Raw genomic sequence first — 14,106 nt, 5'->3', positions numbered from 1 at the left:
GGGCTACGGCCCGCCGCCCCTCGCGCGGCAATGGTGTCCCGATGTACCGTCCTGTCCTTGTCACGGCGCCCGCCATCAAGCCCGTCACCCTCGCCGAGGTGAAGGCACATTGCCGGACTGTTGATTTCACGGACGATGACGTGGTCCTGACGGGCCTTCTGGCTGCCGCAACTTCATATTTGGATGGATGGACGGGGATACTCGGGCGCGCGCTCTGCGCGCAGACTTGGCGCCAGGACTTCGATTGCTTCGCTCCGTGCCTGCGGTTGCCGTTGTTCCCGGTTATCTCGGTTTCCAGCGTGGAATACGTCGACGCAAACGGGGCCGAGCAGACCGTGACGGCCGAAAATTACTCGGTGTTGAACGATGATCTGGGGGCCTATGTCAAGTTCGTCTACAATTATGCCTCACCGCCGTTGAAGCAATTTCTTCCTGCCGCGGTGCGGGTCGAGTATGTGGCCGGCTACGCGAACGCCGGTATCGATCCAAACTTCACCAGCACCGTTCCGGACTCCATCAAGCACGCAATCTTGTTGTTGGTGAGCCACTGGTATCAGAACCGCGATGCCGTAGTGATCGGCCAGCAACCCACCGAGCTCCCAATGGCTGTCGCGGCGCTGATTGCTCCGTACCGCCGCATGAAATTCTAACTTAGAGGACAGACCATGGCTGACCTCTCCATTACTGCCGCCAATGTGATCGCGGCCGCTACAGCAAAAACCTCCATCGGGAAAGCCGGTGAAACTGTCGCCGCTGGCAAGGCAGTTTATTTCGATCAGGCCAGCGGCACGTATAAGCTGGCAGATTCCAACGCTGTCGACACGACGTTGCGCAAGGCTGTCGGTATTGCGCTCAACGGTGCCTCCGCAGGTCAGCCGCTTGGCGTTCTCACAAGCGGCGACATCACGATCGGTGCAACTCTGGTCGCTGGATCGGCTTACTACCTCTCTGAAACGCCGGGAGGCATTCAGCCTGCGGCTGACCTCGCTTCCGGCGAATCCGTCTGCCTGCTGGGGCTGGCAAAGTCGACCACGGTTCTCGCTGTCGATATCCAGTATCCCGGCGTCACGCTCTGATGGTGTCGGCCGGCGAACTGCGCCACCGCATTGCCTTCGAGGTTCGACTTCCGAAGGATGACGGATACGGCAACGCTGAAGGCGAATTCACCGAACAGTTCGCTATGGCCGCCGCGGTGCAGGCCAAGTTCGGTGGGGAGAGTGTGACAGCGGCGCGGTTAACCGGCGAGCAGCCAGTTACGATCACAATCCGAAATTGTACGCAGGGGCGAAGGGTCACGACCGACTGGCGCGCGCGCGATGTGCGGACAGGCGAGATTTACAACATCCGATCGGGCGGGGTTGACCCCGACGATCGCGGGCAGTGGATCGAGTTCCTCTGCCAGTCAGGCGTCGCAACTTGAAGTACGTCAGAATGCTGCGGTCGTTTGACTATCGGCCAACAAAGCATCGGATGACGCACTTCGCCGCAGGGGTGACCTACCCGAGAGTCCTGGAAGCGGCCGCAGCCGCAATCGTCGCGGCCGGTGCCGGAGTGATCGTCGATGGCTCGAAACCTTTCAGTCGACCAATTCAAGGATCTGATGGAGAGGATTCCAAAGGCGGTGGCCGACGAACTTGATGCCGGGGTACGTGAGGCGGCCGAAAAATTGGCCGATACACAGCGCAGCGTCGTCCGTGTTGGGAAGACCGGGAAGCTCAAGGCTTCCATCCGTGTCGAGCACGGAAGGCGGCCTTTGCAATATCTGGTCAAGGCCGGCGGTAAGCTCACGACTAAAGAGGTCCGGGCAGGCAGCGGGAAGCCATACGACTATTCGCTCGGTACAGAGTTTGGGAACGAGCAGGTCGGCGCGCGGCCGTTCTTCTGGCCATCGTACCGGCTGACCAAGAAGAAGCTCAAAAGCTTGATCGCTCGTAAGGTAAAGCCGGCGATTGGCAAAGTGGTGAAGGTGACGTGAGCGGTTCCGATTCCAGTCTCGCCTTGCAGAAGGCGGTTATCGACGCGCTGAAGGCGGATGCCGCCGTGAAGGCGCTTGTTGTCGATCGCGTCTGGGATACGCCGCCAGCAAAGCCCACGATGCCTTACATCAGCCTTGGCCCAATGCAGCTGCTGGCCGACGTTGCCGACGGCTATGAAGGGTCCGAGGTCGCGCTCCAAGTCGACGGATGGGCTGAGGGACCGGCACAGAAGGCGATCCGCCAGCTGGGGGCCGCTATCCGTGCCGCGCTCAGCGGTGCCGATTTGTCGCTCATCGACGATCAGCGGCTCGTCAACCTGGAGCCTGAGCAAACCAACTATCTCGTCGAGCCCGACGGCATCACTCAACATGCGGCCGTGAGTTTTACGGCCCGCACCGAACCGACCGCGTAACCACCTTTCACATCGCAATCGGCCCCAACGGGCCTGCTAACGGAGGCCGAAATGGCGAAGCCGAAGACATTGTCGTGGACCAAGCTGAGCGTTTGGCCGGGCGACGGGGGCAGCCCTGAAGATTTCACGTCTGCCGTTTGCGGCATGACGACCAAGAGTTTCACGCTCTCGGCGGACACGTCCGATATCACCGTCCCGGACTGCGACGACCCGGACCAGCCCGCCTGGGTCGAGCGCGTGGTTCGCTCGCTTTCCGGCGGCTTCAGCGGTTCGGGCCTCATGGCAGAGGACATCTATGCGACGTGGCGCGACTGGATGCTTTCTGGATTGGCCAAGAACGTCCGGATCGTGGTCGACGGCACCACAATCGACGGCTACTTCGAGGGCAGCTTTCTTCTCACCAGCTTCGAGACCAACGGCAATCAGGGCGACGGAAAAATGCAGATTTCCGTCCAGCTTCAGTCTGACGGGCCCGTGGCCTGGGCGAACGGTGCGCCATAATGCCGAACGGGGACATTGATCTCGACTTCGGCGACGACACATACCGGTTCAACATCGCGAAGATTGGTCAAGTTCTTGAACTTGAACAGAAGTGCGACGCCGGCGTGTCGGAAATTCTGGACCGGGTGCGGGGCGGGAAGTGGCGCATCCAGGATATCCGGGAAACGATACGTCTCGGTCTGATCGGCGGGGGACAGACCCCGATCAATGCCATGCAGATTGTCAGGACATATGTCGACGAGCGGCCATGGGCCGAAAGCGTGCCGATCGCGATGACCGTACTTCTCGCTGCGATGATCGGAGTGCCGGGCGAAAAAGTGGGAAAACGTCGGGCGCGGCGGACCAAGAAAAAGGCGGAAGCCGCCTCGTCCGATCCGCGCTCTACGGGTCAGGAGCCGCAATCGGGTTCACGGCCCGACAGGTTGACGAAATCACCGTCTTTGAACTCGCCGCCGCCATCGACGGCTTCAACAAAGCAAACGGCGCCGACGATCACCCACCCGACGGCGGCCTGACCTCCGCTGAGGTCGATGACATGATCGCGCGCCATGCCGCGGTCGTAAGTAAGGCAATCCATTAATGCCCTCTACCGACGCTCAACTTGTCGTCTCGCTTGAAGCGAGGCTGAACAAGTTCGAAAAACAGCTCAAGGACGCTGGCGTGATCGCCGACCGTCAGGTCAAGGCGATTGAGGATCGCTTTGCGCGCTCGAACCCGGCCTTCAGCGGTTCGTTCCTTGGCAGCTTCCTTGGCAACCTCAGCACGAAGGCGCTCGACAAGGCGCTTGCTACGGTCGACGAGCTTCTCCACCGGTTCACGGACCTCGACAAGACCGCGCGCCTTGTTGGAGATTCGATGAACAATATCTTCGGCATCCAGGAGGCAGCCGGAAAGTTCGGTGCCTCGGTAGCCGATGTGAACCAGAGCGTCCGCGGCCTTGCCACGTTGCTCGACCAGATGCAGCGCGGCGAGGAAAATTCCCTCTCCAAGCTATTCGACGTTAATCCGCAGGCTTTGAAAGGAGTAAACCGGGACGCTCTCGACTTGCAGGGCGCTTTTCGCATTGTTGCCGATCTTGTTCAGAATGCTCGGACCGAGATTCAAAAGATCGATTTAGCCAAGGCCGCGGGCCAAGCGGAATCGATGGTACCGTTCCTAGAGAAGGGCGGCGCAGCGGTAGGGGAATTGCAGAAGAATGCGGCTGCGGCCGCACCGGATTTGCAAAAGCTCGCCGATTCCGCAAAGGCGTTCGATGAAGCATGGCAAAAGGCGGTAACGAACGTAAAGGCCTATCTGGCCGACAACTTCCGCGATGCAATCAAGCAGGATCTGCAGGATCTTTCAGCGCTTCTCGATCTCGCCGGACGTTTTCTCGATCTATTCAAGGGCGGGTTGATCGAAAAGCAGGCGGCAGGCGCCGCCGCCTCAATCCGGGAACTGAAGTCATCGGTTGATGCAATTGCAGCCAGGCCGGAGGCGCCGGCGCGCGTCACCGTCGATACGACGAACTTGGATCGGCAGGGCGGCACCGGTACGCGCGATCGCGCGCGCGCGCTATCAAACGTGCCGCTAACCGCCAAGGACGCTGGTTCGGATAGGTTCAATACTGTTGCTGACAATATCGAGAAGCGCGTCGCCAGCCTGAAGGCTGAAGCCGAGGCGATGAACCTCGGAACCGAGGCGCGAGAGCGGGCCCGCATCACGGCGGAGCTTGAAACCATTGCCAAGCAACAGAACGGGAAGGTTACCGACGAGCAGCGCCAGAGGATTGAGGAACTTGCCGCTGCGTATGGAAAAGCTGCCGAAAAAATCGAGCAGGCGCGCTCTCCGCTTGCAACATTCGCTCGTGAGTCCGCTGACCTGAATAAGCAACTCAACCAGTTCGCCGCAACTTCACTAGATAATCTAACCGGGTCGCTTGCCGATGTGATCAGCGGAACGCAGACGGCGGCGGAAGCCTTCAAGAACTTCGCAAACCAAGTAATCAACGATCTTTTGCGGATTGCCATTCGCGCGTCGATCACCGGGCCGCTCGCAGCGCTTCTGTTCGGTGGCGGCACCGGCGCGGGTTCGCTCCTTTCGTTGTTCGGCGGCGCGCGCGCGGAAGGCGGCCCGGTGTCCGCCGACACGCCATATCTCGTCGGCGAGCGAGGCCCTGAGCTTATTGTGCCGAAGGCTGCCGGAACGGTTGTCCCGAATTCTGTCCTGTCAAAGGCATCGGCTGGTGGGGTGAGCGTCGTAATCCAACAAACCAATTCCTACGCGGCGGGCATGCAGCCGGGCGATATCGCAATGGTCGATGCATTGGTCAAAAGGAACAATCCGGTGGTCATCGCCGCGACGGTTGAGGCCGTGCGCAAAGGCAACAAAAACGATTCACGGTTTCTCGGATGACGATCTGGGATTGGCCGAAGCAATGGCGTGCGTCGACGACCAGCCAGTTCTATCTGGCTCCGTCGAGCCTGTCGTCTCGTTCGCCGTACACCGGCCAGATGACACCTTACGGGCCGCAGGTTCAGGCGTGGACTGCGAAACTTACGTTCCCAACGATGCGGGCGGATTCCGACCGCATGTCATGGCGCGAGGTGCAGGCGTTCGTCTCGCGCCTCAAGGGCGTCAGCGGGATGCTGCGGATCGTCGACTATCACCGCATGAAAACGGCTTACGACCAGTACGCGGTCGACCCTGCAGAACAGAACTGGAGCGACGGCACGCCATTCTCCGATGGCCACGGGTGGGTGGACGGGTTTTTGCCGCCATTCATCGAAGCTGACGAGGCGGCGGAGGAGGGCGCGACCAGCCTGGTCGTGCGGGGGCTTCCGGACAGTTTGGACAAGCCGCTGCGGATGGGCGACCTGTTCGAAGTTCGCCCGAATGGAATCCCCGCGACCCACGGCCACCTCTATGAGTGCGTTGCGAATGTGAAAACCGACGCGAACGGCAAGACGCGGCTCTATTTTGAGCCACCTCTGCGCAAGGGCGTCGCGGCCGGCGATATGATCGTTATCCGCTACCCGACAGGCGTGTTTCGCTTGTCCTCCGATCAGGAGGGCATCGTCTCGCGTGGGGCGGTCAATCTCGGCGATATGGGTTTTGCGCTCTCAGAGGTATTGCCGTGGCAGTGACCGATGTCCGCTTTCGGCAGCATATCCGGAAGGGCGGAGAGGTTGCGCTTCTCTGTTACATCGACCATCCGGATGGTGAAGTTTACCTATGGTCTCGGGTTGGCACGCTGAAATGGAATGGGCAGGACTGGCGCGGCATCGGCGCGCTCGGCCGTGTCACCGGCATTTCCAAGACTACTACGCTTGAACTCAAGCAGGTCACCTTCGAGCTTGCTGGCGTACCGCTGGATGGCATCGGCAACCTTCTCCAGGGCGACGTCCGCAACCGTTCGATCAAGCTTTGGCTGGCGGGCGTTCATCGAAACAAGGTGGTCGGCGGGCCATATCTGATCGTCGACGACCTGATGGACTATCAGACGTTGAGCGTTTCGGATGACGGGTCAGCAACGCTGAAAATCACTGTGAACGTAGGCTTCTGGACGATCGAGCGCGCGATCAACGAGTCATACACGCATGAATCCCAGATCGCCGAATATCCCGGCGACTCCGGCCTCAGCCTCCTCACCAGCTTGGCGAACAAGCAAACGAATTGGCGTCTCACTCCATGAAGAAGCGCGAAGCGCTGGAAGCGGCGATCCGCGCGTCTGTTCCGACATGGGTGCGCGAGCAATTCCAGTGGGGCCGGGCAGACTGCCTGCTATCGCTGGCGGACATTATCTTGGCTGCGCGCGGCTATGACCCGGCCGCGCAATTTCGCGGTCGATACCAGACGCGCCGCGGCGCCTATCGCGTCACGCGGGAGTTCGGCGGGCCAGCGGGCGCGCTGGCGGCAATGGCATTCGAGTGCGGTTGGAATGAGATTGATCCGGCGCGCGCGAAAATCGGCGACGTCGGCACATATATGAACGGCCATGCCAGTGGCGGTGTGATCCGGGACTCGTTCGTCTGGATCGGCCGAACGGAAACGGGCTTCGCGGGCGTCCCGGCGACGCAGGTCGATCGGGCTTGGCGGGTGACATGACACACGGCCCAGTCGCAAACCGCAATTTCCTGCGCCCCTGGCTTCCGCCGACGCCGCATGAGAACCAAGAGGTCATCAGCACCATCATCGCTCTGGCCCAGTTCGCCGGCGGCTTTGGCAGCCTGACGCTCGGCGGAATAGGGCTTGGCACCATCGGTCTCGGGATCGCTGTGGGCGCATCGTTCGCCATTCAGGCGCTCAATGCGCCGAAGGCCGGGTCCGGTATCGGTGCAGCGACAGCGATCAATGCCCCGGAAGCGCGCGGCAACGTCCAACAGTCGGCGCCGGTCAGGAAGTGGATTTATGGCCGCGTGCGCACCGGCGGCGCGGTGTTCTTCCTCGATGATAGCAAGCCGCCGTATCTCTATCTTGGGCTTCTGCTTTCCGCCCGGCAAATCAGCGGCATTCGCGGCTTGCATATCAGCACGAACGACATTCAGCTTTCGTCGTTCGCGTTCGATACGGAAGTTTTTCCACTTCCTGTCGACGGGCAGATTTACCAGAAGTCGGGCGTCAACCGGTTGTCCATGGCGTTCGGTGCCGGAACGCCAAGCCAATTGATCGACCCGATACTCGATAACGATTTTCCCAATCTCGACAGCAGCTTCCGCCAGCGCGGCATCGCGCGCGCGGTGTTCAAGTTCAAGTTCGGTGACGATGCAGCCGACTTCGAGAAGATGTGGGGGCAGGGCGTCTCGGTCCCAAACCCGCTGATCGACATCGACGGCGCTCCAATTTACGACCCGCGCGACCCGACCCAGTTCTATCCTTCAGATTGGCGTGATGCCGCTGAGGTCGCTGCTGCCATGGCGACATGGAAGTATCGGGTCAACGGCAAAGAAGTCGGTCGGACATCATCGCTCGTCCAGGCGGACTGGCTGGGTCACCCGAGTGGCGTAAACTATCCGCCTGGGCGCATCCGCTGGGACGAGATCGCCAGAAGCGCGGACTTCGACGAAGAGCCGGTCGCGAACAAGGATGGCACCAGCAGGCCGCGCGGGACGATTGACGGCGTTGTGACCCTCGACCAAAGCCCGCGCACCGTCCTCGAGGCGATGTTGACCACCAATCAGGGTTTCGTCGTCCAGGATCGCGGTCGTGGCTGGGTGCAGCCGTCCATGCCGCGCACGCCGGTGCTGACCATCGACGACGACATGATGCAGGGTGGGTTCGACTTCCAGTGCAATCGGGCCAAGACCGATCTGGTCAACGAGGTGACGGCGAAGTTTCCGGCTGCGGATCGTGAATATCAGGACACCGACGGTCCGTCGCTCTCCCGTGACGACCTGATCGAGTCCGATGGCGAAGTTCTCTCTCGTAACATCCGACTCCCATACACCTCAGACCATCGCGCGGTGCAGCAGATCGAGAAGCAGTATCTCGAGACCGCGCGCCTTCCGCGCTCATGGAGCGGGCCGGTCAAGGTTCGTGCAATTGTCGACGACTTAAAGGCCGGAGCGTGCGTTCGTATCTGGTCGAATCTTTATCCCGATATGAACGGACTTTATGACGTCGTTCAAACCGGGTTCCTCGATGACTTCTCCGGCCTGCCGCTCTCGCTGAAGGAATGCGATCCAAACATCCCGATCGCGTGGGACCCCGCGACTGACGAGCAGGACTTCACGCTGCCGCCGCTGAACGTGAGCTGACGAATGGACAGTGATTTCAAAACGGCGCTCGATCAGGCGACGAAGGACTATGACCCGGACCTTCTGCGCCCGGCTCTTGTTCGGCGGACGATGTACACCTTTTCTTTGGCGGAGAACCCAGAGACGTTCGTCGCTCTGGTCAACGGTGCGATTCCGAACGCCATCGCTTGGAACAACACGATCTTCTGGCTGGACGAGGCCGATACTACGACGCCGCACGATGGCGTCACCGTTATCCGCACCTTCGACGATTATTGCTACAAGGTCGAAGACATCGACATGCGGACCCGTTCCGTGCTGTCGGCATCGACTACCGCGCCGCCTGCCTCGCCGGCGGACGGAGACGCTTATGTGGTGCCAGCCGGCGCGACCGGCGCCTGGTCGAGCCATCAGGATGACATTGCCATCCGCACGCCTCGCGGATGGGTCTTTGAAGTTCCGGTCTTGGGCCGTCAGGTTCAGGTCGAAGACACCAACGGTATGCTCCGCTACTCGGCCACGGGCTGGGTCTACGGTTACGGAACGCAGGCCTTCGACGATGACAGCATTCCATATTCAGCGTCACTCGGCTGGGGCGACCGCCTCATCGTCGAAAACCAAAACACAACTGTCCCACCAACTGCAACCAAGGGGCTTCGGTACGTTGTCGGCGCCGCAGCCACTGGCGCGTGGGCCGGGCAGGGCAAGAAAATCGCTATCTGCCAGGTCGCCGGGACGTGGACGTTTTATTCGGCTGAAGATGGTCTAGTCGTCTTTGATAAAGCGTTGCAGTCTGACTTCCGGTGGAGTTCTGCCACATCGACATGGATATCGGCTGCTGGATCTTGGGTTGCTCGACAGTCTGTAGCGACGGCCTCTGGTTCGACGACTGCTGCCACAGGATCTTCAGGATACAGCTATTCGAGCGGAACGGCCCCGACTACGTCGCAGAGACGTATGATCGATACGGCTACGATATCTCACACCGCGAAGAAGACGGGCGCCGTTCTTCGATTTGAATATTCTGCCGCGGCCGTCTTTGGCAAACCAGGCGCTACGTTCACCGCTGCCACCGGGCCGCTGACGATCGCGCTTTATCGCGACGCCGTGGGCAACGCCCTGGACTGGCGGCCGCTGGCGTTCGTGCGTGAGATCGTGGATTTGGGGTCGACGCCACCGAACGGTGGCGTCGCCGTCGTTTTCGAATTCGCAGCCCCGGACACCTCCGCGCACACCTATCGCATCGCAATTCACTCCGCCGGCGGGACGAACGATCCCATCGATTGCACGGCCCTAACCCGTCGCCTCTTTACCGTTCAGGAGGCGGCATAGTGGCCGACCGTGAAACGCTGCTGACATGGGCGGCAACCGCCCGCCGCGAGCGCGAAGCGTCCGGGGTTGATCTGAACGGTGTCAGGCTGGAGACAGATGAAAAATCCCGGTCGGTGCTGACCGCGGCCTACGTCCGGGCGCGGGAAAATCCGGACTACACAATAGCGAACTGGAAAGTCGCTGACGGAGTTTACGTCACGCTCGACGCCACGACGATCTTGGCTGCCGGTACGGCGGTCAGCAATCACATTCAATCCTGCTTCGACAAAAACCGGGCAATCGACGACATGATCCTTTCGGGCGAAATCACCACGCGCGAGCAGATCATCGCTGTGTTTGAGGAATTGGCATGACCGCAAACCCAGTTGATCTGGTCTATGTCGACGGCGTTCCTGTCGCCAAAGGTAACGTTCGTGGCGATGACAAGTCCGGACATCGGCGAAACATCGCGGACGTCAGCACGGTTCGAAGCACGAGCCTGTCTGGGCAATACGCGGGAATCTACATTCGCTCGCTTCAAGGCAATTTTGACCTTGATACCGGCGATACGACCACTCCGGACAATGGTGCGACTTGTATCATCGACCATGATGGTAATCGTTTCAAACTTGTCACGACTGGAGGGGCGACCGCAGTCGCTCTTAACGTTAGAGACTTCGGCGCCGTCGGTAACGGCTCCACTGATGACACGTCCGCCATCCAGGCGGCCGAGAATGCACGGTCTCTAATTGGTGGCGCGCTATTTTTCCCCGCGGGACACTATAAGACCTCGGGGATCACAATTGATCGTGAACTGGGCGGCGGTTGGTGCGGGTTCGGGGCGACGTTGGTTGCAGCTGCTAACTCGACCATCATCACCGACCTTTCTGGAGCGGTGTATAGCGATAGTTCCTACCAGATTTTCCGCTTTCAGTATCTCGCGTTTGACGGCGGTGGATTCTCCAGTGTCGTTGGCATCCGCGAGACGTCGCCCTATGGGACTGATATCGATCATTGCTTCTTCAGGCAGATGCAATACTCGGCGATTTTCTTCCGCGGCCGGGGGATCAACATCTCGAATATTCAGCAGTGGGGGGCTGGTACCTGGCTGTTCTCGGGGGTCGGCACATCGACGCCAGATAGAATCTTTGAAGTCAATATCTCAAATTTCAATCACCAGAGCGACGGTGGGGCCTCTTGGGCTGCGTCGCCTTACCTCTTCTATTGCTACCGAGCGATAGCGGTCAATCTTGATAATGTCCTCACCGCATCGCTTGATGGCTCCGCTGTCGGTGTCAGGCTGGAGGGTGCCTGCGAAGGCATCTTTATCGACAAAACCATAATCGTCTGGCCGACGACTGGAATTCAGGCGGTCATCGGAGCGGACGGGGTCTATCCTGCATATGTCTATATAACCAATACGGGGGTCGATCAGCCGACGGTTTCTGGAATCGATTTCTATGGCTTCGTTGCGCGGTTTACGAACGTGAATTGCACCTTTGGGGACGTGCGAACGAACACCGGCGCAGGATTTGTTGTCCGCTCAACCGCCTACGATGTAGATCTGCACGGCCTCCGCGTTTCAAATATGTACAACTCTGGCCTCGTAATCGAGGCCGGCGCCAAGGTCCGGGCTTCGGGCCTCGAACTCGCGAACAACGTCAACGGCGGCACCGGCTACAGCGTTGATATCGGCGCGAGCACGGCGATGAACGTCCAGTTCTACGGAAAGAACGCGCTCGGCACAGTCAATGCGACCGCTCAGGCGATTTCAAACGGCCGCAGTCCCGTCGAAGACGCCGTGTTTGGCGGGAGCACCAGCGGCTCAACCATTCTAAAGGCGTCCGCCGCAGCGGGATCAACAACGGTAACGCTTCCAGCCGCTACAGACACGCTCGTCGGCAAGGCTACAACAGACACGCTTACGAACAAATCTCTTACTAGCCCGGTTATCTCGGGCGGTACGATTGATAACGCATCGATCGGAGCTACAACTGCTGCATCGTTGCGCGCGACCACGATTAACGGAACCGACACCACCGACGCAACGTCGGCGTCCGCGGCCGCCATGAAGACTGCCGGCGGTCTCGCAGTCGCAAAGAAGCTTTACACGGGTGGGGGAATGTTCCCCGGGGCAGGCAGCTTTGCAGCTGGCATCGCGCAAATTTATTTGTCCATTGGAGGCGGTGGGACTGGCTTCACGATGACCGCCCCGACAAATGTGGGTGGCTCTACTGATTTTGGATTCTTTAGCGCGGTAGGATCTGAGCTTTTCGTAAATCCATCCAGCACCAACAATGTAAGATTTGGTGGCGGTGGGGGCAGCACGACCGTGGCATCAGTCTTCGCGACAATGAAGGGCACGGTCGCTCTCGCGAACGGCTTGAACTCGAACATCACAATGCCCGCGGCTTCCTATGTGCGCCTGACCGGGCCGACAGGCGCATTTAGCCTCGGGGGCTTCTCCGGCGGGATCGATGGGTACCGTCTCACGGTTTACAATACGACGGCGCAGACGATGACCATCGTTAATGAAGACGCCAGTTCGACCGCCGGCAATCGTATTAAGACACTAACCGGCGCGAACGTCGTTCTCCGCGCAAGTGCCACCTCGTCTGCAACATTTGTCTGTGACTCGACGGATAGCCGTTGGGTCCTTGTAGCGATCAACTGAGGGAAAATTTGTTATGCCGATCACTAAGCAGGCCGGACCGCGCGTCGTTCACATCAGCATTAACGCGGCTGGCGAAGTCACACACGCGTGGCAGGAGACGACGTACTCGATCATGGAAGATGGCGTTGAGATTACGTCACAGAGCAGCGGCGCGGAAAACGTAGAGCCGGAATCCCTCGCATCGGTCATCCCGAGTCAGGCGAATCTCCTTCGCCAGATAACCGATCTGAACGTCATCATTCAATCCAACGCAGAGAGTGCAGCAAAGGAAATCCAGGCGCTACGCGGCCAACTTTCTGAGGCTAGTCCTTTGGCGCAAGCCGAACCCTCAACCTCGGATTGATGTCCCTTTCTTCAGCAAGGAGAAATTCTTGCATGTTCTTAATTATATGCTCTGCACCAGCCTCGCTCACCAACAAGACCACCGGGCCTTGATCAGTCTCAAGTTCCAGCCATCCAATGTTCGGGTCCGTCGAAATCGGGAATAGGTGACACCTCAAGAAGCGGTTAGGTTCCAGATTGTTAATTTGAACAATGTCGCCGGACGAATCGGGCTTGCTCATGTGAGCCTCACTTGATGAAGCAGAAAACCTGCCGCAAGTCGGAAAAATATGCGTTCTCGGCGCCGACAGGAAGTACATCGGTTAAGAACGCGTCGAAAAGTTCAAGGGTTTCCGAGTCGGCGCCCCGAATTTCGAGTTCGTACTTCAGGTTGCCCTTGGTGTTACGGTTGTCCTTTTGAACGTGAAGGCGGGCGCCAATCGCGTCGGCGAGATTGAAGAGGTCGTAGGCGGAGTAGAGGTATTTATCGCCGGTCCCGAACTGCGACAGGAATTGCTTGTCGTCACGGTGCTTGCCGCTGCGTTGCTCGACGTATTCGAACAGCCAGCCAACCTGTTGGGCGAGCGTATCGGGCAAGGTTGTCGTTCGAGCGAACATCCGAATCATCGTGCAGAGGAACATGTAGCTCTCAAGGCACGGCTCGGTGAAGATGAGAACGCCCGGCTTGGCGAGTTTATCGAAGATGGCTTTCACCGCAGCCTTGTAGTCGAGGACGTGGTGCAAGACCGAATGGGATTGGATGACGCTGAAGGCCCCGTCCTTGATGAAGAGTGATCGCTGCGGGTCACACAACGCCGCATCAACGGAGGTGCGGTTAGCCCACTTTGGTAGGTTCTGCTTTAGAGACTTGACCAGCGTTGGGAAAACGTCCGTCGCGATATAGGCGGAAGGTTGGATTGTCTTCAGCGTCCCGTAAGCAAGCTGTCCGAGACCTGCGCCAAGCTCAAGAATGTTCGCTTTTTCCAGATCGATCCCAGCCATCTTCATCATAGGCAAGTGGAACTGCTGAAAAAACTGAATGTTGTGGTCGCGCTCGGCGTCGGAAATCTGGTTCTCGAAGTCTGGCTCACCCGCCACGTCGATTTCAGAAATAGCGTTGTGACCTTTGACAGAAGCTAAGCGAGTGCAAAGGTCAGTCAGAATCGTCGGTTCGCGTCGCTTCAGAAAATGGAGCAT

Annotated in this window: 18 protein-coding genes; 16 read left to right on the top strand and 2 right to left on the bottom strand. The window is 59.3% G+C overall.

The window, feature by feature from the left end; translation table 11 throughout:
• Positions 1–41 precede the first annotated feature (41 nt).
• The 7 genes from AC1RM7_RS04575 (at position 42) to AC1RM7_RS04545 (ending at position 3,404) form a co-directional block, all read left to right on the top strand.
• Complete coding sequence (locus tag AC1RM7_RS04575; RefSeq protein ID WP_492838660.1) at positions 42–650, top strand: head-tail connector protein; 609 nt, start codon at positions 42–44, stop codon at positions 648–650.
• A gap of 15 nt (positions 651–665) precedes the next feature.
• Positions 666–1,076 carry a hypothetical protein gene (locus AC1RM7_RS04570; protein WP_492838658.1) on the top strand — a complete coding sequence of 137 codons (411 nt, stop codon included), beginning with the start codon at positions 666–668 and terminating at the stop codon, positions 1,074–1,076.
• Positions 1,076–1,420, top strand: coding sequence for a phage head closure protein (locus tag AC1RM7_RS04565; RefSeq protein WP_492838656.1), 345 nt, complete (start codon positions 1,076–1,078; stop codon positions 1,418–1,420). The genes AC1RM7_RS04570 and AC1RM7_RS04565 overlap by 1 nt, the downstream gene beginning before the upstream one ends.
• 141 nt (positions 1,421–1,561) lie before the next feature.
• Positions 1,562–1,975 carry an HK97 gp10 family phage protein gene (locus AC1RM7_RS04560; protein ID WP_492838654.1) on the top strand — a complete coding sequence of 138 codons (414 nt, stop codon included), beginning with the start codon at positions 1,562–1,564 and terminating at the stop codon, positions 1,973–1,975.
• The gene (locus tag AC1RM7_RS04555; RefSeq protein WP_492838652.1) at positions 1,972–2,388 is read left to right on the top strand and encodes a DUF3168 domain-containing protein; all 417 of its coding nucleotides are present in this window, start codon (positions 1,972–1,974) and stop codon (positions 2,386–2,388) included. The genes AC1RM7_RS04560 and AC1RM7_RS04555 overlap by 4 nt, the downstream gene beginning before the upstream one ends.
• A 51-nt stretch (positions 2,389–2,439) precedes the next feature.
• Complete coding sequence (locus AC1RM7_RS04550; protein WP_492838650.1) at positions 2,440–2,889, top strand: phage tail tube protein; 450 nt, start codon at positions 2,440–2,442, stop codon at positions 2,887–2,889.
• Positions 2,889–3,404, top strand: a complete 516-nt coding sequence (locus tag AC1RM7_RS04545) for a gene transfer agent family protein (protein ID WP_492838648.1) — start codon at positions 2,889–2,891, stop codon at positions 3,402–3,404. The genes AC1RM7_RS04550 and AC1RM7_RS04545 overlap by 1 nt, the downstream gene beginning before the upstream one ends.
• Positions 3,405–3,465: 61 nt before the next feature.
• Here AC1RM7_RS04545 and AC1RM7_RS04540 read toward each other — a convergent pair whose 3' ends face one another.
• Complete coding sequence (locus tag AC1RM7_RS04540; RefSeq protein ID WP_492838646.1) at positions 3,466–3,699, bottom strand: hypothetical protein; 234 nt, start codon at positions 3,697–3,699, stop codon at positions 3,466–3,468.
• Positions 3,700–3,846: 147 nt separating this feature from the next.
• On the opposite strand from AC1RM7_RS04540, the gene AC1RM7_RS04535 reads away from it, so the two are divergent.
• Genes AC1RM7_RS04535 through AC1RM7_RS04495 form a run of 9 tightly spaced genes read left to right on the top strand, consistent with a single transcriptional unit; the run spans position 3,847 to position 12,931 of the window.
• The gene (locus AC1RM7_RS04535) at positions 3,847–5,283 is read left to right on the top strand and encodes a phage tail tape measure C-terminal domain-containing protein (RefSeq protein ID WP_492838644.1); all 1,437 of its coding nucleotides are present in this window, start codon (positions 3,847–3,849) and stop codon (positions 5,281–5,283) included.
• The gene (locus tag AC1RM7_RS04530; protein ID WP_492838642.1) at positions 5,280–6,014 is read left to right on the top strand and encodes a hypothetical protein; all 735 of its coding nucleotides are present in this window, start codon (positions 5,280–5,282) and stop codon (positions 6,012–6,014) included. The genes AC1RM7_RS04535 and AC1RM7_RS04530 overlap by 4 nt, the downstream gene beginning before the upstream one ends.
• On the top strand, positions 6,005–6,562 hold the full coding sequence (locus AC1RM7_RS04525) for a hypothetical protein (protein WP_492838640.1): 558 nt from the start codon (positions 6,005–6,007) through the stop codon (positions 6,560–6,562). The genes AC1RM7_RS04530 and AC1RM7_RS04525 overlap by 10 nt, the downstream gene beginning before the upstream one ends.
• Entirely contained in the window at positions 6,559–6,975 is a 417-nt protein-coding gene (locus AC1RM7_RS04520) for a DUF6950 family protein (protein ID WP_492838638.1), read from the top strand. The genes AC1RM7_RS04525 and AC1RM7_RS04520 overlap by 4 nt, the downstream gene beginning before the upstream one ends.
• A complete protein-coding gene (locus AC1RM7_RS04515; RefSeq protein WP_492838636.1) occupies positions 6,972–8,624 on the top strand; it encodes a hypothetical protein in 1,653 nt (550 codons plus the stop codon). The genes AC1RM7_RS04520 and AC1RM7_RS04515 overlap by 4 nt, the downstream gene beginning before the upstream one ends.
• 3 nt (positions 8,625–8,627) lie before the next feature.
• A complete protein-coding gene (locus AC1RM7_RS04510; protein WP_492838634.1) occupies positions 8,628–9,935 on the top strand; it encodes a DUF2793 domain-containing protein in 1,308 nt (435 codons plus the stop codon).
• Positions 9,935–10,288, top strand: coding sequence for a DUF4376 domain-containing protein (locus AC1RM7_RS04505; RefSeq protein WP_492838632.1), 354 nt, complete (start codon positions 9,935–9,937; stop codon positions 10,286–10,288). Before AC1RM7_RS04510 ends, AC1RM7_RS04505 begins: the two co-directional genes overlap by 1 nt.
• Positions 10,285–12,588 carry a glycosyl hydrolase family 28-related protein gene (locus AC1RM7_RS04500; protein WP_492838630.1) on the top strand — a complete coding sequence of 768 codons (2,304 nt, stop codon included), beginning with the start codon at positions 10,285–10,287 and terminating at the stop codon, positions 12,586–12,588. The genes AC1RM7_RS04505 and AC1RM7_RS04500 overlap by 4 nt, the downstream gene beginning before the upstream one ends.
• A gap of 13 nt (positions 12,589–12,601) precedes the next feature.
• Positions 12,602–12,931 (top strand): hypothetical protein, encoded by a 330-nt coding sequence (locus AC1RM7_RS04495; protein WP_492838628.1) that lies wholly within the window; start codon positions 12,602–12,604, stop codon positions 12,929–12,931.
• 227 nt (positions 12,932–13,158) lie between these two features.
• Here the strand turns inward: AC1RM7_RS04495 and AC1RM7_RS04490 are convergent, their stop codons facing one another.
• On the bottom strand, positions 13,159–14,106 hold the full coding sequence (locus tag AC1RM7_RS04490) for a methyltransferase domain-containing protein (RefSeq protein ID WP_492838626.1): 948 nt from the start codon (positions 14,104–14,106) through the stop codon (positions 13,159–13,161).

The organism is Afipia sp. GW822-FHT03D08 (assembly GCF_058801645.1).
Note: the sequence above shows the minus strand (reverse complement) of the source record. Positions and strands in the feature narration are given on the sequence as shown.